This is a genomic window from Cupriavidus sp. GW821-FHT02F09 (assembly GCF_059421605.1).
Genome location: NZ_JBWKVH010000006.1, coordinates 152948 through 173047 on the forward strand (window position 1 = coordinate 152948; position 20100 = coordinate 173047).

General features: G+C 65.0%; 18 protein-coding genes, 1 tRNA gene and 1 pseudogene. 10 read left to right on the forward strand and 10 right to left on the reverse strand.

The features are described 5' to 3' along the window. Window positions 1–153 precede the first annotated feature (153 nt). Both AC07XB_RS09615 and AC07XB_RS09620 read left to right on the forward strand, forming a co-directional pair. Window positions 154–411, forward strand: coding sequence for a hypothetical protein (locus tag AC07XB_RS09615; RefSeq protein ID WP_492807902.1), 258 nt, complete (start codon window positions 154–156; stop codon window positions 409–411). 88 nt (window positions 412–499) lie between these two features. Then, a complete protein-coding gene (locus AC07XB_RS09620; RefSeq protein ID WP_492828978.1) occupies window positions 500–763 on the forward strand; it encodes a hypothetical protein in 264 nt (87 codons plus the stop codon). A gap of 69 nt (window positions 764–832) precedes the next feature. Here AC07XB_RS09620 and AC07XB_RS09625 read toward each other — a convergent pair whose 3' ends face one another. The 5 genes from AC07XB_RS09625 to AC07XB_RS09645 are packed head-to-tail and all read right to left on the reverse strand — an operon-like array spanning window position 833 to window position 7655. After that, window positions 833–1417, reverse strand: a complete 585-nt coding sequence (locus AC07XB_RS09625; protein WP_416049569.1) for a glycerol-3-phosphate responsive antiterminator — start codon at window positions 1415–1417, stop codon at window positions 833–835. 5 nt (window positions 1418–1422) lie between these two features. Next, window positions 1423–2976 (reverse strand): FAD-binding oxidoreductase, encoded by a 1554-nt coding sequence (locus tag AC07XB_RS09630; RefSeq protein ID WP_492828980.1) that lies wholly within the window; start codon window positions 2974–2976, stop codon window positions 1423–1425. Beyond that, a complete protein-coding gene (locus AC07XB_RS09635) occupies window positions 2973–4652 on the reverse strand; it encodes a glycerol-3-phosphate dehydrogenase/oxidase (RefSeq protein ID WP_492828982.1) in 1680 nt (559 codons plus the stop codon). Before AC07XB_RS09635 ends, AC07XB_RS09630 begins: the two co-directional genes overlap by 4 nt. Window positions 4653–4674: 22 nt before the next feature. Next, window positions 4675–6198, reverse strand: coding sequence for an FGGY family carbohydrate kinase (locus tag AC07XB_RS09640; protein ID WP_492828984.1), 1524 nt, complete (start codon window positions 6196–6198; stop codon window positions 4675–4677). Beyond that, window positions 6195–7655, reverse strand: a complete 1461-nt coding sequence (locus AC07XB_RS09645) for an MFS transporter (RefSeq protein ID WP_492828986.1) — start codon at window positions 7653–7655, stop codon at window positions 6195–6197. Before AC07XB_RS09645 ends, AC07XB_RS09640 begins: the two co-directional genes overlap by 4 nt. A 324-nt stretch (window positions 7656–7979) precedes the next feature. Here AC07XB_RS09645 and AC07XB_RS09650 point away from each other — a divergent pair, with 324 nt between their 5' ends. The 3 genes from AC07XB_RS09650 to AC07XB_RS09660 all read left to right on the forward strand — a co-directional run bounded on the left by AC07XB_RS09650 (window position 7980) and on the right by AC07XB_RS09660 (window position 11479). Then, a complete protein-coding gene (locus tag AC07XB_RS09650; protein ID WP_492828988.1) occupies window positions 7980–9116 on the forward strand; it encodes a zinc-binding dehydrogenase in 1137 nt (378 codons plus the stop codon). Between the two features lie 306 nt (window positions 9117–9422). Then, window positions 9423–10598: an ABC transporter substrate-binding protein gene (locus tag AC07XB_RS09655; protein ID WP_492828990.1), complete on the forward strand. Its 1176-nt coding sequence runs from the start codon at window positions 9423–9425 to the stop codon at window positions 10596–10598. 11 nt (window positions 10599–10609) lie between these two features. Then, the gene (locus AC07XB_RS09660) at window positions 10610–11479 is read left to right on the forward strand and encodes an NAD(P)-dependent oxidoreductase (RefSeq protein ID WP_492828992.1); all 870 of its coding nucleotides are present in this window, start codon (window positions 10610–10612) and stop codon (window positions 11477–11479) included. A gap of 29 nt (window positions 11480–11508) precedes the next feature. Here AC07XB_RS09660 and AC07XB_RS09665 read toward each other — a convergent pair whose 3' ends face one another. After that, complete coding sequence (locus AC07XB_RS09665) at window positions 11509–12438, reverse strand: alpha/beta hydrolase (protein WP_492828994.1); 930 nt, start codon at window positions 12436–12438, stop codon at window positions 11509–11511. A gap of 833 nt (window positions 12439–13271) precedes the next feature. Between AC07XB_RS09665 and AC07XB_RS09670 the strand changes: the two genes are divergently transcribed. Together AC07XB_RS09670 and AC07XB_RS09675 are read left to right on the forward strand one after the other, a co-directional pair. Next, window positions 13272–14183: a fimbrial protein gene (locus AC07XB_RS09670; protein ID WP_492808106.1), complete on the forward strand. Its 912-nt coding sequence runs from the start codon at window positions 13272–13274 to the stop codon at window positions 14181–14183. A gap of 369 nt (window positions 14184–14552) precedes the next feature. Beyond that, window positions 14553–14637 (forward strand) — tRNA-Leu (locus AC07XB_RS09675). 91 nt (window positions 14638–14728) lie between these two features. Here AC07XB_RS09675 and AC07XB_RS09680 read toward each other — a convergent pair. The 4 genes from AC07XB_RS09680 to AC07XB_RS09695 all read right to left on the reverse strand — a co-directional run bounded on the left by AC07XB_RS09680 (window position 14729) and on the right by AC07XB_RS09695 (window position 18187). Next, entirely contained in the window at window positions 14729–15634 is a 906-nt protein-coding gene (locus tag AC07XB_RS09680; RefSeq protein ID WP_492376746.1) for an adenylate/guanylate cyclase domain-containing protein, read from the reverse strand. A gap of 99 nt (window positions 15635–15733) precedes the next feature. Next, the gene (locus AC07XB_RS09685; RefSeq protein WP_492828996.1) at window positions 15734–16768 is read right to left on the reverse strand and encodes a patatin-like phospholipase family protein; all 1035 of its coding nucleotides are present in this window, start codon (window positions 16766–16768) and stop codon (window positions 15734–15736) included. A 219-nt stretch (window positions 16769–16987) separates the two neighbouring features. Then, complete coding sequence (locus AC07XB_RS09690; protein WP_492828998.1) at window positions 16988–17857, reverse strand: LysR substrate-binding domain-containing protein; 870 nt, start codon at window positions 17855–17857, stop codon at window positions 16988–16990. A 75-nt stretch (window positions 17858–17932) separates the two neighbouring features. Continuing rightward, entirely contained in the window at window positions 17933–18187 is a 255-nt protein-coding gene (locus AC07XB_RS09695; RefSeq protein WP_492829000.1) for a hypothetical protein, read from the reverse strand. A 318-nt stretch (window positions 18188–18505) separates the two neighbouring features. Here AC07XB_RS09695 and AC07XB_RS09700 point away from each other — a divergent pair, with 318 nt between their 5' ends. From AC07XB_RS09700 to AC07XB_RS09710, 3 genes and pseudogenes are all read left to right on the forward strand, one after another. Continuing rightward, on the forward strand, window positions 18506–18802 hold the full coding sequence (locus AC07XB_RS09700) for an aspartate-alanine antiporter-like transporter (RefSeq protein WP_492829002.1): 297 nt from the start codon (window positions 18506–18508) through the stop codon (window positions 18800–18802). Continuing rightward, entirely contained in the window at window positions 18784–19761 is a 978-nt protein-coding gene (locus tag AC07XB_RS09705) for an aspartate-alanine antiporter-like transporter (RefSeq protein ID WP_492829004.1), read from the forward strand. The genes AC07XB_RS09700 and AC07XB_RS09705 overlap by 19 nt, the downstream gene beginning before the upstream one ends. A 105-nt stretch (window positions 19762–19866) precedes the next feature. Further along, window positions 19867–20100: pseudogene (locus AC07XB_RS09710) on the forward strand (aspartate-alanine antiporter-like transporter); the annotation flags it as partial.

Below are 20100 nucleotides of genomic sequence, written 5' to 3' on the forward strand. Positions count from 1 at the left end.
GCCCGGCGTGTTGGCGCGGCGCCATCGTTTTCCACCGGATTTATGCCCGCCCGCGCACACTGCGCGGCGCCGGGCCATGGCATGCCGTGTGCGTGGTGAAGGGGGAGCGTCGAGCCCGGCGCTCTTCCACCGCAACCCACTCAGGAGAAGGCCATGTCCACCCTATCCATCGGAAACCTGCCTCGCCTCAGCGAGCTTGAGCAGGCCGCCCGGATCGCCGTGACCGGCGGCACCGGTGTCTACCCCATGCCCATGGTCGTCCGCAGGGACCCCGGCTATGGGGAATTTCCGAAGCTGCCCGGAATGCCGGAAATGCCTGCGATCCCGAACTCGTTCCCGTGCGGCTCGCCGAGCTATCACGGGCCGCTGATGTGGCCCGACTCCGGCGAGCCGAAGATCGTTCCTCTCTGACCCCTCCCCATTTATGTCACGAACGTCAAGAACGTCACGAGACCCAACGGCACGCAAGAGGCCGAACCCCGCTTTCAAGGAGCACACCATGCACAACAAATTTGCTATTGCCACCCTCACCGCCGCAGCGCTTGCAGCGGCCTTGCTCGCCGGCGCCGCCCAGGCCGCCGGCCCCCAGGACCGTGCCCTCTACAGTGACCGCGATGGTGACCGCTATGGTGACCGCTACGGCTACAACTTCCGGGCCGGCAAAGTGGACCCATACACCGACGGCGGCCGCACCGGCAAGTTCGACTCGTTTGGCGAAGGCGCTCGCCAGGTTGACCCGTACACCGACGGCGCCAGGGCCTGAGTAGCGCCCGGCGAGCGAAAGCACGCGCAGGCGTGCTTTCGCTCGATCAGGCTTGAGGGCTTCAGAACCTCAGGACTTCAGCTCAGAGGGCTCCAGGTTCCACAGCTTGCTGTCGCTGGTGGACACCGCCACGGCGCCTTCCCGGATCGCGCTGCGGATGTCGTCCTTGTTGCAGACGAACCCCGAGGTCACGATAGGCGGCAGCGCCTTGCGGTCCTGGGTGGAAAGATGCGCGAGCATGGGCGCGGGCATCAGCTGCACCAGGTTGGGATCGCTTTGCTCCAGCGCCTTGACGCTGCGCGGCCAGGTCGAACGGTCGGTCACGAACACCTTCTGCATGGTGATCAGGCCGGCCCGGTTGGCGCGCTGGATGGTGGCCACCCGGGTCGAGACGAGACTGGTCACCCCGATATCGGCGAGATACTCGACGCCACCCTTGTCCTGCGACAGCCCTTCGCAGCTGTCGATATTGACGATGACGTACTTGCCGGCCTTGGTCAGCGTGGCCACCACGGGCTGCAACTTGCGCAGCTCCACGTTGGCAACGATGCAGACCTCGGCGTGGCTCTCGATCAGGATATCGGCCTGCTCGACACCGAAGAGCGTCGCGATAACCGGGTGCCGCGTCAGGCGTGCCCCGAGGGACTTATCCATGGTGCTTACCGATCCGGGTCGTGGGGCAGCGCGTCCGTCAGGCCGAGCTTTCCGGGGTTGAGGATGTTCTTGGGATCCAGCGCTTGTTTGACCGCCATCAGCACCGCAAACGCACTGCCCAGCGATTCGCGCATATACGGCGCGCGCAGCAGCCCGATGCCGTGATGGTGGCTCAACGCGGCATTGTATTTGATCAACACCGCGTTGGCGGCATCCCAGGCCTGGCGATACCACTTCGCCCGGTTCTCCACCTCGACCTCGCCGCGCAGCGAGAAGTACAGGCAGGCGCCGTCCACATAGGCATGCGACTGGTGCGCGGAGCCGGCCAGCGTGCCGGGCACGGCGTTGATGGCGTTGACCACATCCGTGTAGATGGCGGGCAGGTCGCTCCAGGGGCCGGACATCTCCAGCGTGTCGGCGACAAAGCCGGGGCTGCGCTTGAAGCCTTCCGCGCTCTTGCCGGTCAGGTAGCGCGTATCCAGCCAGCGCTCGAAGATCGCTTCGCTGTCCAGCGCATCGCCGAGCCCCTTGCACACGCCTTCGCTGATGGCCATCACGGCATCGACCATCTCGCGCGCGCCTTCGTCGGCGATCAGCAGCACGTTGGTGTCGGGCAGGTTGAACTGCACGCGGCTCTCGAGCTCGTCATACAGGCGCAGGGCTGCGGGATTGGCGCCACGCTGCATGATCTCGCGGCAGGCTTCCAGGCCGATGGCGAAGGTCTTGAAGCCATAGGCGATGGCGCGGCCGTAGTCCGGCAGCCGATGCAGCTTGAGGCGCACGCGCACGATCACGCCGAGCGTGCCCTCCGAGCCGATGAACAGTTGCTGCAAGTCCGAGCCGAGTGCTGCGCGCGAGTAGCCGCCCACGCTGATCAGGCTGCCGTCGGCCAGCACCACATCCATGCCGAAGACCATGTCCTCGATCTTGCCGTAGCGCGTGGAAAGCTGCCCGGCACCACGGCACGCCACCCAGCCGCCCACGGTGCTGATGGCGAAGGACGACGGCCAGTGGCCCATCGTCATGCCGTAGTCCTTCTGGATGGTCTGCTCGAACACGTCGCCGAACAGGCCGGCTTCCACCTCGACGATCTGGCTTTCCCTGTCGAAGCCCAGCACCTTGTTCAGATCGCACACGTCCAGCACGATGCCGCCGCGCACCGGCAGCGCAGCGCCGGTGACATTGCTGCGGCCCGCCGACACCGTCAACGGGATCGCCGCCGCGTGCGCGATCCGCATGACGGCCTGGATCTGCGCGATCGTGGACACGCGCACGATGACGGCCTGCGGCGTGGCCGGCCGGCCCGCGGTCTCGGTCATCATGGAGCCGGCCCACCAATCGCGCGTCCAGGCCACCACGCTGGCGGTATCCGTCAGCACCGCATCGGCCACGCCGCGCAGCGCATCGATGTGCGCGGCGTCCACGGCGACGGCGTTGCGCTGCAGGCCGGGCATGCTGGCGGTTTCCTTGATGGTGGCCGCATAGGCCGGCGGCGTGTGCGCGCCGACGATGTAGTTGCCACGGTTGTAGCCGCGCTTGATGGCTTCCTTGCTGATCATTGTGCATCTCCCAGTAGAACGGATTTTTCATGTGCGACGGCAGCCAGGTAGTCATTGACCTGCTGCGCCACCACGGATTCGGACAGGCCAAGCTCGGCCTGCAGGATTGCGCCCACGCGGGACGCGGCGCGCGCCGAGGCATCGCGCGCCATCAGGCGGGCGCGGATGCGGCGCGAGAGCACGTCGTCCACGCTCCCCGCCAGCTCGTGGCGCGCGGCGTAGACGATCTCGGCTTCGGTATAGGGAAGGCCTTCGACAATCGGTGCCTGCAGGCGCGCATCGGCCTGCAGGATGTCGCTGACGAAGCGGGCTTCCGTGCCATAGCGCTCGCCCAGGTGGGCGGACAAGCCGCCGGAGGCCACGATGGCCTGCGCGTCGTATCCCGCGGCGCCCAGCAGGTACGCGGATTTGGTCTGGCATCTGTTGCGCTGGCCAATCACTTTCTGGGCCGCGTCGATGGTTTGCTCGGCCATGTGCCGGGAGGTGGTCAGCTTGCCCCCGACAATGGTGACAAGGCCATCGGCGGCGGTATGGATCTCATGGTTGCGCTTGATCTCCAGCGTCTTGCCCCCTGGCGGCGCCACCAGCGGCCGGCAGCCCGCAATGCTGCCGAGCACGTCTTCGGCCTGCAGGTCCGTCTTCAACGCCCAGCGCGCGCCGTCCAGCAGGAAATCGAGTTCCTCGCGGGTGCAGCAGACGTTGTCGAGATCGCCTTCGTAGTCTTCGTCCGTCGTGCCCAGGTAGGAGACGTTGCCCCAGCGTGTGATGGTGGCGCGGCGGTTGCGCCCCGGCACGGGGATGGTCACGGTGCAGTCGTTGCGGACCTTGAGCCAGGGAATGGCCACGTGCACGCCCTTGGCCGGGCGGATATGCAGCGTCTTTTCCTCGCCCTTCTTGCGGCCGGTCCAGTCACGCAGCCACACGCCTGTGGCCATGACGACGACGCCGGCCCTGGCGCGGATCTCTCGATCCCCGGCATGAATGATGGCGCCGTCGACCTTGCCGTGACCATTGCGCGTGATCTCCACCACCTTCGCGTGGTTGACCACTGCCGCGCCGTGAAAGGCCGCGGTGCGGGCGATGTTCAGCGTGAGCCGGGCATCGTCCACGCGCGCATCGAAGTACATGAAGCCGCCGAGCAGGTTATCCTCGTTGAAGGTCGGGCAATGCGACAGCACCTCGGCCTTGGTGAGCTTTTGATGCAGGATGCCTTCGCGCCAGCCGCCCGCCAGGTCGTAGGTCCAGAGCAGGCTCTCGAATGCCTTGGACAGGCGCTTGTCGAACACGCCGTCCTTCTCCATCACGGGAAAGAGGAACGGCAAGCGCTGCACGAGGTGCCGCGCATTCCTGCGCAGGCGTTGGCGCTCCAGCAGGGAATGACGCACCAGCCCAAGGTTGCCCTGCTCGATGTAACGCAACCCGCCATGCACCATCTTGGAGGACTTGGACGACGTGCCGGAGGCAAAGTCGTTTTTCTCCACCAGGGCAACGCGATAGCCACGCAGGCTGGCATCCAACGCGGCATAGGCGCCGGTCACGCCGCCGCCGACGATGAGGATGTCGAAGGTCTCGCTGCCAAGGCGATCGAGCTGCGCCTGGCGCACCAGGCGCAGCGGTTCGGTGGATGTCATCCCGGCGCGGTCCCGGCTGGGACTTCTGGATGGAAAAACCATCATGTTTCGGCGATCTCCTGGCTGGTCAGTGGTGAGAGAAGGTTTGCGCGTGGCGCAGCTCGGACGCGACCCGTGCGTGCCAGAGCGCGCGGCGCTCGCCGCGCTGGTCGGCGCCAAGGCGCGGCTCGAACACGGCATCGGTTTCATTGGTCGCGCGGGCGTCCTGCAGCGAGTCCCACAGCAGCCCCGACGAGCCTGCGAAGAAGGCGATGCCGCGCAAGCTGGCGCGATCGGTCTCGCGCATGCGCCGGATCGGCATGCCGGTCAGGTCCGCCTGGATCTGGAGCAGTGCGTCGCTGCCGGAGAGGCCGCCACCCACGATGAGTTCGGCCACGGGCACGCCGGCGACTTCCTCGTTAGCCTCCATGCAGGACGACACCGCATGCGCGATGCCTTCCAGGACGGCGTAGGCCACCTCGGCCTGCGTGCTTGCGATCGAGATGCCCGTCAGCGACGCGCGGGCTTCGGGTTGCATCTGCGGGACGCGCAGCCCGGTGAGCGCGGGCAGGAAGGTCACGCCGCGCGCGGAGTCGACGGTGGCGGCCAGCGCGCTGATCTGCTTCGCGCTCTCGAACCAGCGCAGCTTCTCGCAAACCCAGTTCAGCGCGGAGCCCGTGGTGGCGACGAAGGTCTCCACGGAAAGATGCGAGACATCGTGCTGCCGGCGCGCGGTCATGGTCAGGGTGCCGTCGTACAGGCCGGCCTTGGCCGGTGGCTGCGGCCCGATCACCAGGTCCACGAAGCTGCCGGTGCCATGCACGCACATCGACTGCCCGCGCTCCAGGCATCCGAGCCCCGCAGCGCCGGCAAGCTGGTCGCCCGCGCAAGCGAGGATCGGCACGTCGATGCCCAGCAGCTCGGCGCGCGTGCGCCCGAAATCGTCAGCGTCCTGGCGCAACGCGGGCAGCAGCGTGTGCGGGAAACCCAGCGCATCGAGCCAGTCAAGGTGATAGCGGTGCCCCGCCAGCACGTAGGCGCTGGCGGAGGTGGCGTTGGTCGGCGTGGTCACGCAGGCGCGCTCGCTCGACAGATGCCAGAGCAGCCAGGTGTCGATGGTGCCAAACGCCAGGCTGCCCGCGCGGAACGCCTCGGCCACCTCGGGCGTGTCCCGCAGATGGCGCGCGGCCCAGAGGTAGGGAGAACGCACGCCGACCGGGCGCCCGACCTGCTCGAGCAGCGTCTTGTCCCAGGCCGGCGCCAGCGCGCTGAGCTCGCTGACATAGCGCGTGTCCTGCCAGACCATGGCGGGCACGATCGCCCTCCCGCTGCGGGTATCCCACAGCACCGCGGTGGCACGCTGCGTGGCAATGCCCAGCGCGACGATGCGCAACTGCGCTTGCTGCGCGCGTGCGATGGTGGCGCGGCAGACGGCGATCGTCTTTGCCAGTATCGCGTTGGCATCTTGCTCGACCACGCCTGGCCGTGGCGCGTCCACCTGCAGCGTCGTGTACTCGAGGCACGAGACATGGCCGTCGGCGGCAACCACGGCCGCCCGCGTGCCGGACGTGCCTTCGTCGATGGCGAGTATGACGTTCCTGTTGGTCTTCATCGTTGGGATTTCTCTATCGCCGGGTTGAGGAACGCCGGGGCCGGCGCCTCGTCGCCGCCAAATTGCGGGGCGTCGGCTTCGCTGTCAGGATGGATGGTGGTGCGCGTCGGGTCCCACTTGATGGCAAAGCAGATGATGCTGGCCGTCAGCGGCACGATCGAGAGGATGAGAAAGGTCGTCTCCAGGCCGTATTTCTCCCGGAAGAGCGGGAAGATCAACAGGCCCAGTGCGGCGCCGGTTGAGCCCAGTGCACCGATGATGCCGTTGGCCCCCGCGCGCAGTTCGCTGCGAAACGACAGCGACGAAAGGCTCTTGCCGTTGGCGCCGGGACCGCCTGAATGGAAAAGGATGAACAGCGACGGCACGATCACCGCCACCCAGATCGGCATCTTGCCGTTGAACAGGCCGAGGATCAGCAGCATGACGAAGACGGCCGCGAAACCAAAGGCGGAAGCACGGCGCAAACCCAGCTTGCGCCCGATCAGCGGCGACATGAAACCACCAAGGATGCCAAAGACATTGAAGACCAGCGCACCCACCGTGGCATAGACAAAGTCCTTGCCGAACAGCGCCGCGCTGATCAGCGGCAGATACCAGCCCACCGCGAAATACTGGATGGATTGCCCGATCTGCACCGTCGCCGCAAGAATGGTGCGCGGCAAATAGACACCGCGAAAGATCAGCAGCACATTGGCCAGCCCGCGCTTTGCCTGGTTCAGCACGGGCAGGCGCTCATCCACCGGCGCGGCGGCAAAGGGACGGCCATAGATCCGCGTCATTGCCCTGGCGGCGTCGACCAGCCGCTCCTTGCGCGCCAGCCAGATCGGGCTCTCCACCAGGAACGCAAGCTGCAGCACCAGGATGCCAAGCCCGAAGATGGCGGTGGCCGCCACGGAGTAACGCCAGATGGCGTCGCCCACATTCCACGAATGGAACAACAACGCCAGCAGCAAATTGCTGCAGACCGCGGTGTACCACATGCCCTGCCAGGTATTGAGCCGGCTCTTCAGCCTGACCGGCGTGAACTCGGCCAGCACCGCCATGGCGATGGCAAAGTCGATACCGTAGGCCGCGCCGACAAAGAAGCGCCCAACGAGGATCACTTCGAAGCCAGGCGCGAACACCACCAGCAGCGCGCCGATCACCGCCAGGAATTTCGCGAGTATCAGCGGGCGGATGCGGCCCCACCGGTCCGCCATCCATCCGCCGATGGGATTGAAGGCGATCGCGACCCACGAAGCAAACGACGTCAGCAGCGCGACTTGCGAAGCGGCAAGCTGCAGGTTCCGCGTCATGGGCCCAAGCCCGGCGCTCAATGCGGAATTGGAAAATGCGTCCAGGAACAATCCTCCCAGCGCGAGCCACCAGATGAGGCCGGCTCTACCTTTTATGCCTGGGCAGGAATCAATTAACGAGATGACATCATCGATGCCACGGATCTTGATCGTGGATTGCACAGCGGTCTCCTTGTTTTATTTCTGTAAGAGGCCGAGCAATCTGCACGCAGGAAGAGACCATCTTACAGATGGTCTCTTATCTAGATCTGTAGGCGAACTCTAGGTTGAAAGGTTCAGGGTGTCAAGGAGGGGAATCGCGGGGACGGGGGGATTTCTGCCCACCTCTATCAGTGCGATGCATGATCACCCGTCGGCTCGCGCATAACCTGGATTTCCGGTCCAGTACGGGTTCCACAAGAACTTGCTACATTGCTGACTGCTGGCGAAAACGGCCTCACGCGGCCGCCCCGCTCACCGCAAACCGACTTACCAAGGAGACATCAAATGCACACCGCACTTCAACTTCGTTCGCTAATCAAAAGCAGCGGTGAACTCGTGCTGTCGCTGGACAGCATCGACACGCCGCAACCCGGCCCGGATGAAGTGCTCATCCGCATTGAAGCCTCTCCCCTCAACCCGTCCGATCTTGGCCTGCTGTTCGGTGCGGCCGACATGAGCACGGCCAAGGCCAGCGGCACGGCAGAGCGCCCGGTAGTCACCGCGCGCGTCCCGGAAGCCGCGATGCGCGGCATGGCAGGCCGCCTCGATGCTTCCATGCCGGTTGGCAATGAGGGCGCGGGCGTGGTCGTCGAGGCCGGCTCGTCCCCCGCGGCGCAAGCGTTGCTGGGCAAGACCGTGGCTGCCATCGGCGGCGCGATGTACTCGCAGTACCGCTGCATTCCGGCGGACCAGTGCCTGGTCCTGCCCGAAGGCGCCACGCCCGCCGATGGCGCGTCGTCATTCGTCAATCCGCTCACCGCGCTGGGCATGGTCGAGACCATGCGGCGCGAAGGGCATAGCGCCCTGGTGCACACCGCCGCGGCTTCCAACCTGGGCCAGATGCTCAACCAGATCTGCCTCAAGGATGGCATCAAGCTGGTGAACATCGTGCGCAAGGAAGAGCAGGCGGACCTGCTCAAGGCACAGGGTGCGGTCTACGTGTGCAACACCGCGTCGCCCACATTCATGCAGGACCTCACCGAGGCACTCGTCGCCACTGGCGCAACCATCGCGTTCGACGCCACGGGCGGCGGCAAGCTCGGCGGCCAGATCCTCACCTGCATGGAAGCGGCCTTGAACAAGACGGCCCGCGAATACAGCCGCTATGGCTCGGCCACCCACAAGCAGGTCTACCTCTACGGCGGCCTGGACACCAGCCCGACCGAGTTCAACCGCGGCTTCGGCATGGCGTGGGGCATGGGCGGCTGGCTGTTGTTCCCGTTCCTGCAGAAGATCGGGCGCGAGCGGGCCAACGAACTCAAGCAGCGCGTGGTGGCGGAGCTGAAAACCACCTTTGCCAGCCATTACTCGAAGGAGATCTCGCTGGCCGAGGTGCTGGACCTGGACGTGATCGCGGTCTACAACAAGCGCGCGACGGGTGAGAAGTACCTGATCAACCCGAACAAGGGCCTGGCAGGGTAAGTCATCCCGGGGCGCCTTGCGCGCCCACCGTGTCAAGTATCAGCCGCTGCGCCGCGGCCAGCGGCGCTGGTCGGCTCCATGGATCCTGGCAACTCGGCCACGGCTCTGTCTGGCAGCGCCAGGTACGGCTATCGCCTGCTGGCCGTCATGGCCGCGTCCAGTCTCGCCGCCATGCTCCTCTACAATGGATCACCGAGCGCGTTCAAGGCGTGGACCGGTAGTGCGCCGGGCGCGCATCGGCGAGTCGGGAGCGGTAGCTGGCCGCTGCCGATTTACATAACGAGAAACACAGAGGAGAGACAACCCGTGCCCCACCCGCTCATCCGCACCGCCCTGTTGTCCACCGCCCTTCTGCTCGCTTGCCTCAAGGCCCTCCCCGCCCACGCCGACATCCGCGTGGGCATTGACGTCTCCACCACCGGCCCGGCCGCCTCCATCGGCATCCCGTCCAAGAACACGATCATGATGTGGCCGCAGACCCTGGGCGGCCAGCGCGCGCAGTACGTGATCCTGGACGATGGTTCCGACCCGGCCGCGGCCGTGCGCAATGTGCGCAAGCTGATCTCCGAGGAAAAGGTGGATGTGGTGGTGGGCCCCAACATCACGCCCACCGCCATTGCTGCGCTGGATGCCGTGGCGGAGGGCGAGACGCCGATGGTGGCGCTGGCTGCGTCGGCTGCCATCATCGAGCCGCAGGCGGACCCCAAGCGGCGCTGGGCGTTCAAGATGCCGCAAAACGATTCGCATATGGCCACGGTCCTGACCGAGTACATGAGCAACCATGGCATCAGGACGGTCGGCTTCATCGGCTTCAACGATGCCTACGGCGAGAGCTGGTGGCGCGAGTTCTCCAAGCTGGCGGAGGTGCGCAAGCTCAAGGTGGTGGCCAATGAGCGTTTCTCGCGCAACGATACTTCGGTGACCGGGCAGGTGCTCAAGCTGATGGCGGCGACCCCGGATGCAATCCTGATTGCCGGCGCGGGCACGCCGTCGGTATTGCCGCAGAAGACCCTGGCCGAGCGCGGCTACAAGGGCAAGGTGTATCAGACGCACGGCATCGCCACCTGGGATTTCCTGCGGGTAGGCGGCAAGGATGTGGAAGGCACGCTGTTCCCGACCGGGCCGGTGGTGGTGGCGCGGCAGTTGCCGGACGGCCATCCGGTAAAGAAGGTGGCGCTGGATTTTGTGACGCGCTATGAAGCGAAGTACGGCACGGACAGCATCACGCAATTCGCCGGCGATGCCTGGGGCGCGTGGATCCTGCTGGACGATGCCGCGCGCCGTGCCGGCAAGAGCGGCGCGCAGCCGGGCACGCGCGAGTTCCGCCACGCCATGCGCGATGCGCTGGAGACCACCACCAACCTGACCATTCCCAATGGCGTGATGAACCTGAGCGCGATGGACCATCAGGGCTTTGACCAGCGCTCGCGCGTGATGGGTGTGATCCGCGACGGCAAGTTTGCCTACGCGTCAGACAAGTAAGGATGTTTGAGATGAACGATACGACGATTGGCTTTATCGGCCTTGGTGCCATGGGCACGCCGATGGTGCGCCACCTGCTCGCCGGCGGCCACGCCGTGCGCGCCTATGTACGCCGCCCCGAGGCCGCCGACGCGGCCCGCGCGCTTGGCGCCGTGCCCTGCACCACGCCGGCGCAAGCCGCGCGCGGCGCCTCGGTGGTGTTTACCAACGTCACGTCATCGGACGATGTGCAGGCCGTGCTGCTGGGCGAGCACGGCGTGATCGAAGGCGCGGCGCCGGGCACCATCTGCATCGACCACAGCACGATCTCGCCCATCGTCACCCGCGAGATCGCCGCCAGGCTGGCCGAGCGCGGCATCGAAGCACTGGACTGTCCGGTCTCCGGCGGCACGCTCGGCGCCGAGGCCGCCAGCCTCACCATCATGGTGGGCGGCAAGGCCGAGATGCTGGAGCGCGTGCGGCCGCTGCTCGCGCTGCTCGGCAAGACCATCACCCACATCGGCGATCATGGCGCGGGGCAAGTCGCCAAGCTGTGCAACCAGATCGCGCAGGTGGTCAATATCGAAGGCATTGCCGAAGCCATGCGCTTCGCGCAGGCGCAGCAGGTGGACAGCGGCCGCGTGCTGCAAGCCATGGCCACCGGCATGGCCGGCAGCCGCATGCTCGACATGATGGGGCCGAAGATGGTCGCCCACGACTTTGCCCCCGGTATCGAAGCGCGGCTGCACGACAAGGACTTCGGCCTGGCCGCGCAGATTGCACGCCAGCTCGGGCTGGAGCTGCCGGCCATGCAAGCCACCTCGCGCCAGCTCGGCACGCTGATGGAAAAGGGCTGGGGCAAGGACGATACGTCGTCGCTACTGCGGGTGCTGGAGGGCTGAATGGCCGAAGAGTGGCCAAAGAGGAGACGCTAAGCCACCCCCATCATCCGCCGCACAGCCAGCAGCAGCGGGCTGTCCTTGTCGGCGAAATCATGCATCACGTTGAAATGGTGCCTGTCGGGCATCGGCACATGCGCCGCGCCCGGTGCCTGGGCGTTGGCGGGCCAGCCGGCGCGCAGCAGATCGGTCTGCCGGTGGTACTCGCCCGGCTCCAGCCCGCCCACCGCGGTGACCAGCGGCGCAGCCGTGGCCGGCGGCAGGAAGGCCGGCGAGAGCCGGTCGACATCCCCTTCCGACAGCTTCAGGTCGACCTGCAGGAAATCCGCCCGGCGCAGCGGCTCCAGGTCATGCAGGCCGCTGACCGAGACCACGCCCTTGACCAGGTCGGCCGGCAGATCGCTGCCTACGCGCGGCCATAGCGTGGTGAGCATCATCGCGGCCATGTGACCGCCAACGGAATGCCCGCCCACGAAAATGCGCGCTTTGTCGTGGCCAAGCCGGCCGGACTCCCGGTACAGCCACGCCACGCTGCGCACGGCCTGCAGCACGATGGTCTGCACCGTCACCGCCGGGCACAGCGAGTAATTGATCACCGCCACCGACACGCCGCAGTGCGGCAACGCATTGGCCACCAGGCTGTGGTCGCGCTTGTCCAGCGCGCGCCAGTAGCCGCCATGGAGGAACACCAGCAGCGGCGGCGGCCCATCGGTGGCGCCCGGCTCGGCCGGAAAGTAATCGAGCCGCTCGTCCGCCGCGTGCGGGCCAGGCTCGGCACCGGCATAGCTCAGGTCCTCCAGCCAGCCGGCGCGCTTGCGCACCTGCAGCGACAACGCCGCCCAGTGGGCCATGTGGGCGGCATTGTCGGGCACGTTGGCCCGGTTGTTGTATTCGCGTGCATAGAAGGCGGGATCCTGCGACGGCAGCTGTGCAAGGCTGGCGAGGGAGGGCTGGGCTGACATGTGGCTCCGGGGTGGATGGGAGAAGCCGGGCGGCGCCACGGCTCCAAGCATGCTAGCGCGTTCGCACAGCGTCAGATATCGACAACTTCCCGGATATCTGCCCTACCGTCCCCATCGCCCCATCGTCGTCTAACGCCATCCGCGCGCCGGCCAGGACCACCTGCCGGGTCCGCGCCCCTGGCGCTTCGCCCGTGTAAAGGCATCGCCTCGCGCTGAAGATTTGGGGTGACCACAAGGGAGCCCCTATACCCCTACCCCTACCCCTACCCATACCCATACCCCTACCAATACCCCTACCAATACCCCTACCAATATTGCCTCCAAATTCGAGACTTTTCCTATTCTAATTTTTTCCCGCGGAAAATATACTGCAGTTGCGCGATCAAAAGCCGTTACATCGCCTATGAACCGCCGGCACGCAAGAAGAGGGGTGTTCCGAAAGTTTCCAGCAGATTGAGGCGACCTGCCCAGTAACGTCAACGCATTGACCTAAATCGCCACTTAAGCCGAATTCCACAGCAGAAATCGGGAGGCGAAATATTCGCGCAACTTGCGCGGGATGCGAGACGAGAAGCTGTGGTTACAGCAGCGCCTGAAATCAGATTTTTTCTCGGCTAAAAATAATTTACGCATTCTTGCTGGTTCCTGGACTAGTTACAACGGGCGATTCGCCTTGTGACGATGCCTTGGCCAAACCTTGTCTATTTGGTGGAATGATGAAGAAACTGATCCGAATTTTTGCCTTTTTTAGCATCGCCATTTTGTTGAATGCAATACCTTCAATAGCACAAGCCCAATTCCCACCTCATCAATCATGTCCTTACAAAACGCTTATGTCACCGCCGTCGACAATCGCTTTCGACCCAGGGGTCCCGGACGGAACAGTACTATGGAGTGGAAATCTTCAGACTAATTATCGGAGTTCCAACGCATCCACTGGTGGTTACGTGTGCCCCTCAAGTGCCTTTAACATACATTTCGAGGGAACAACACCCTACTTGGGCAACAATCTTTACACGACTGGCATTCCCGGTATTTCGTATCGCTTCAAGATGACTGGCCCGACAACTGGCCCGATTATTTATCCGTCGTGTTTTCTGCAGAAATATTTTCCGCACATCTGCTGGATCAATGAACTCGGGGCCGGAATGACGAACCATACGTTGTCCGTTGAACTTATAAAGACAGGCTCAATTACCGGCGGCGGTGCACTGTCAGGAGTGTTTGCACACTGGTTCGTACAGTTAGGGAGGTCCTATGCCACCTACTCCTGGGGGGGAAGCGTTGTGATACAGCCAACTATCCCCACGTGCAAGGTATCGATGCCATCGATTGCGGTCCGTCTTCGAGACGTAAACGTAAACGTCTTTACCGGAGTCGGAAAAACGTCACCAAGCCAGCCATTTGATATCGTGCTGCAGTGCTCTGGCGGAAATACCGGCACAAGCACAGATGTCTATACGACGCTGACCGACCAGACCGATCCGAGTAACGTTTCAGATACCCTGTCCCTTACCAAGGACTCCACTGCATCCGGTGTTGGCATTCAGGTTTTAAATGGGACCACGGTGATCAAATATGGCCCAGACTCCAGCGCCGCAGGCAATAAGAATCAGTGGAAGGCTGGTTCAGCTGGTAATGGTACATTCACCATACCGCTGACAGCCCGGTACATCCAGACCACGCCCTCGGTGAAAGCGGGAACTGCAAATGGTCGTGCGACTTTCACGATGAACTATCAGTAAAGAACAAATATGTGATTAAAAGTGTGAAGCCAGGGTGAACGGACCGCCCTGGCCATGGACCTGCTCTGCCGCCAGAAGACCCATTCCGTCTTCACCGAGGCCACCGGCCCGCGCCTGCCACGACTCGGCGCGCCTGCGCGGCTAGCCCACCTTCGGCGATCTCATCCGCCGTACCGCCCGGAAGCCGCCTGAATCCTGCGATCGCAGCCGGGCGACGCGGGACAAGCGGACGCGCCAGGGCCGCGGATGGGGCGCGTTGGGGGTCCGCTACCGGGGCCAGTTGTGGCCCGGCAGGATTTGCGGCATAATTCCCGGCTCAGCACCGTGCTGGTACGCCGGACTCCCGGCAAATCCGCCAGCACCCACTCCGCCCGGGTGGTGAAACAGGTAGACGCAGGGGACTCAAAATCCCCCGCCGCAAGGCGTGTCGGTTCGAGTCCGACCCCGGGCACCACTACATTTCCCAAGAAAAACAAGCAGATATGCTCGAGGGCGAGCGCAGCTTCACCACACGCTTATGTTCCGTACAGCGTCCTGGCCCAAAGCTAAGCCGGAAAAAACTCAACCCGCTCCCCGGCGCCAGCCATCGACTGCCCAAACGTAATCCAGCCGTGCCCTCTGAGCGCGACCTCATCACGGCGCAGGATGATTTCGTCATCGCCATCGATGGCGACATGCGTGCCATTCGCGCTTCGGTCGATCAGCATGTATTTACCCGCGCGGAACTCGACCGTTGCATGGAACCGCGATGTCTGCGGATCCGCGACGACGATCGTCATCGCGGCGTCGCGCCCTATCGTGACCGGCGGCGAGGCGCCGTTCATGCGAACCTCCATCTCCCGATACCGCAGCGTTAGCAGCGCGGGGCGGATCGCGCGCCGGCTTACGTCGGCGAGAATCGTCATGTCTGCGTTCTCTTGCCATATCGCTTCGAACAATTCCACGGGCGCTTCCTTCCCGCGCACCTGTATCGGGTAGAGGTAGCGCATCACCTGGCGCAGCGTCGCCGGCAGATGTGCCACGGCGTCCTTGCTGGTGATGATCTGCCCTTGCGATGCGAGTTTGGACAGGCGCGCGGCGAGGTTCACCGTGTCACCAAATACATCGCCCGATGCGTCGCGCAGGATCGGGCCGTGGTGAAAACCGATATGGATCGACATGGGCAGGCCGGATACCGGCGGCAGTTCGGCAATCGCCACTTGCATGTCGAGTGCAGCCTGCATGGCATTTTCGGCGGACGGGAACAACACCATGACTTCGTCCCCGATCGTCTTCACAACCCGGCCTTGCTGCGCCGACGAACAGGATTTCATCAGGGCGATGCACTGCCCGATTGCGCCGAAGGCAGCCGCATTGCCGGCCTTCTCATATAGCTTTGTGCTGCTGCTGACATCCGCGAACAGCACGGACCCGTCTGCGTCGGCCTGCGCAGGTATCGATTCCCGGTCCATATGTGTCTCAACCTGTTTGTGTCTCAACCTGTTCGCGTCTCAACCCGTTCGCGCGCCTCGCGTGGCGCCCTGCACTGATGGTAGTACGCGGCCAAACGCTCAAAGAAATGTTTCAGCGATATCGATCGATGAGCGCTGGCCAAGTGCCTCGAAGTTTGCCGCGAGCCAGGCGTCGGCCCGCTCGCGCCCGAGCGTGAACAGGCCGCGCAGGAAGGCCCAGTCCGCCTTGAACTTGCTGGGCGCGCCCAGCCGCGCCATCTCGGTTTCTGCATCGATGCTGTGGATCAGCATGCGGCGGTAGCGTGACGGGTCGAGCGCGCCTTCATCGATCAGCCGGGTGATGAACTCGATGGCGCGCATCTCGCGCATCAACGAGGAGTTGAAGCTGAGCGTGTTGATACGGTCCAGGATTTCGCGTGCCGTGACAGGCACCTGGGGAATGTGGATCGGGTTGAGGCGGATGATCAGCACATCGCGGCTGTCGGTCTCATAGATCAGCGGATAGATCGGCGGGTTGCCCATGTAACCGCCGTCCCAGTAATACTCGCCGTCGATCTCCACGGCCTGGAACAGCGTCGGCAGGCAGGCCGAAGCCATCACGGCCTTGGCGCAGATCTCGCCAGTGCTGAACACGCGGATGCGCCCGCGCAGCACATTGGTTGCGCACAGGAACAGCTTGACGCTCTTGCTGCGGCGCAGCACCTCGAAATCGATGGTCTCATCCAGGATGTTCTGCAGCGGGTTGAGATTGCAAGGATTGAGCTGGTAAGGCGAGTAAAAGCGCGTGAGATGGTCGAACATCATCCACGCGGGCGACATCTCCATATTGCCGCTGGCGCCCATCAACCGGTCCAGCCAGGTAGGTTGCAGGGGACTCAGCTTCGCGCAGTCGGACACCTTGCGCCAGCACGTCTCCAGGGCCTGCCGCGCGCCTTCCGGCCCACCGCTTGCCAGGCCGTAGGCGAGCACGGTGGCGTTGACGGCACCGGCGCTGGTGCCACTGATGCCGTCGATGCCGATGCGCTTGTCTTCCAGCAGCCGGTCCAGCACGCCCCAGCTGAATGCCCCGTGGGTGCCGCCCCCTTGCAACGCGATGTTGATGCGGCGGATCGCGGGGGGGTGATTGGCTTGCATGGTGGCCTCCGGTTTCTGTGCCTCAGCACCTCAGCGCCTCGGCGCCGCAGTGCTTCCGTACCGGGGAGCGGCGCTGGCTTCGCGGCGAGCGAGGAACATCTCCGTATGGTAGATGCGGGCGAACAATCCGCAGTGGCGTCATCTCCAGAGGCTTGCGCCGGATGCCTGTCGAACAAGTGTCCCATCGAGCATGGCCATGCATCCAGACCAAGCACTTCCCTACCCCTCCCCCACCAGCGCCTTGATCCACCCGTGCACCGCCCGCACCTCCGGCGAGGCCTCGAACCGCTCCGACACCATCAGATAGTACGAGTGCGCCGATGACAAGCTGACCGGCGACAACCGCACCAGTTGCCCGGACTTGAGCAGATGCAGCAGCAGCGAGCGGCGTCCGTACGCGATGCCCTGCCCGCGCATGGCGGCGTCCAGCATCAGGCCGGTGTCGGTAAAGGTGGTCACCCGGTGGCTGCGCGGCATCGGCAAGCCGGCTTCCCGGAACCAGGGCTCCCAGGCGTGGCGGCTGTGCGAGAGCAGCATCGCCTCACTGAACAGCTTGGGCAGGGCGCGCTGCCTGAGGGTGGCCAGATAGGACGGCGCCGCCACCGGAAACCATTCGTCGTGGCCAAGGTCCAGATGCGGCTCGACCGGCTTGGCACGGGCAAAGCGCAACGCGATGTCCGCCTCGCCGTGACGTGGCACCACCATCTGGCTCGTGGGGTTGAGCTCGATGGCGATCTGCGCATGGCTGCGCTGAAAATCCGCCAGCGCGGGCACGACACGGAAACGGGCAAAGGAGGGGAGGACGCTGACGCGCACTGTGCGCTCGCCATCCATCTGGCCAAAGGCTTCGCCCAGCGTGGATAACGCTTGGCGCACGGATACCAGCAGGCGTTCGGCATCTGGCGTGGGGGTCACCGTGCGGGTGGTCCGCGCAAACAGCACCATCCCGCTCAGTCGCTCCAGTTCCCGAATGCGGTGGCTGACCGTGCTGTGGGCGAGGCTAAGTTCCTCGGCGGCCTTGTGGAAACTCCGCAGCCGGGCTACGGCGTCAAAGGCGAGCAGCAGCGGAATCGGCGGGATGTGCTTCATGAGGGAGTGCGCGGGGCTGGCGCTGGCTTGGCGCCGGTTGGGAATGGCTGGATCGAAGCGCAGCGCGATGCGCGATCATAGCGCACGCGCAGTGCGCCAAGCCCAGCCGAGCATGCCGGCGAACACCAGCGGGCCCCACACAAACATCACCTCGCCCAGGTCAGGCAGCAGCGCGCGATGCGGCAGCGCTGCGTTGCCCGCGCGCGCCCAGTCGGCGGCCAGAAGGGTCAGGCACGCCGCCTGCAGCAGGATGCTGCGGCCGGCACGCTCCATGCCAAGCGCCGCGGCGGCGGCCAGGGGCACAAGGCCGAAAGTCAGGGCGGAAAGCATGGGCATCTCCCATCTCGTTATTGGAGGAATGCCGCCACTGTAGGCCCGGATCGCCCGTGCTTTGATGAAAGATGCGGCCCGATTGTGCGATGCGCTCGACTAATGAACCGCGCTTGCGCCCTCCACCCGCGTTGACGCCGTTTAAATCAGAAACAAAGGCTTTCAGCACGCGCACCAAGTGGCGGCAGTGATAATGGCCCATGCCAAATCTGCGCGGTGCCCGCCGGGAAGGATCGCGGGCTGACGCCCGTGTCGCGCCCCCGTTGCGCCGGTACCCCGTGGACCCTGTGATTCCGCTCTGACAGCCACCGCTGCTCCATGGAAGCCATTGTCCACCTGCTAGCCACGCAACCCGAGATTGCCCTGTTCCTGGTGCTGGCCGTGGGGCACGCCGTGGGTGCGGTCAAGGTGGGGCCGTTCCAGTTCGGCGGCATCTGCGGCACGCTGATTGCCGCGCTGGTGATCGGCCAAAGCGGGGCGCGGATCGACACCGACGTGCGCAACGTCTGCTTTGCCCTGTTCATCTTTGCGTTGGGCTTCACGGGCGGCCCGCAGTTCTTTGCCAACGTCGCGCGCAGCTGGTGCATTGTGCCCTCTTGTCGGTCGTCGAGGTGAGCGTGGTGCGGACCGCCACGGGCCAGACTGTGCTGGCGGCCGAGCAGGCGGTGGCGCTGGGCGTGACGATCCGGCGCATCCGGCGCGATGGCCAGACCTTCAAGCCATCGCCCGACGCATTGCTGCGCGCCGTCGACGTGGTGCTGGCGTATGGACGGCGCAACGTCATGGTGCCCTTCATGCAGGCGGTGGGCATCGAGGTGCCCGAGGCGCCGGAAGCTGCCGGCGAAGCCAGCATGGACATGGTGGTGCAGGCCGAGCAGGACGTGTTGCTGACACGCCGCGCGGTGAGCGGCCTGACGCTGTCCGCGCTGCGCGGCATGGCGGATGTGGGCATGGGGCGCGGCGTGTACATCGACGCCATCCGGCGCATGGAGCGGCCGATCCCGCCGTTGCCCGACACGGTGCTGGAGCGTGGCGATGTGGTGAGCCTGAGCGGCCCGGCCGAAGCGGTGGGGCGGGTGGTGCCGGAACTGGGCTATCGGGTCGTGCCCACCATCAAGACGGATTTTGTGTTTCTCGGCGTCGGCGTGCTGCTGGGCATGTTGCTGGGCAGCCTGAGGCTGAAGGTTGGCGGCGCGGAGCTGACGCTTGGCACCGGCGGCGGCGGCCTGGTGGCGGGCCTGGCCTTCGGCTGGCTGCGCGCGCGGGTGCCGCTGATGGGCTCGCTGCCGTCGCCGGCGGCTCAGATCCTGAAGGACTTCGGGCTGGCTACGTTCATCGCCGCGGTGGGCCTGTCGGCCGGGCCGGACGCGATCAAGCTGGTGAAGACCTACGGCCTGGCGCTGCCCGTGGCCGGGGTATTGATCTCGATCGTGCCCGCGATCAAGGCGCTGACCAATGCGGCCGGCAACAGCACGCCGGTGATTGGCTACACGATCACCTATGCCATCTCCAACGTGCTGTTGCCGTTGATGGGACCGATCGCTGTCGGCGTGGCCGGCGCGCTGGCGCATTGATGGCGCACGGCCCGTGGGCAGCATCGGAGCCGGGCCAGCGCGCTCGCCCGGCTCTCCTTGCCTGATTTCCTGATTCATCGATTTATCACGCAGCAGGAGCAAACCATGGAGTGGTTGCACAACATCTTCCAGAAGTCCCCTGAAGCGGCTTTGTTCCTGTCGCTAGCCGTAGGCTACGCCATCGGCAAGATCACCTTTGGCCGCTTCCAGCTGGGCGGCGTGGCGGGATCGCTGCTGGCCGCGGTGGTCATCAGCCAGGTCGGGGTGGAGATCGACAACGGCGTCAAGGCAGTGATGTTCGCGGTGTTCATCTACGCTGTGGGCTACGAGAGCGGGCCG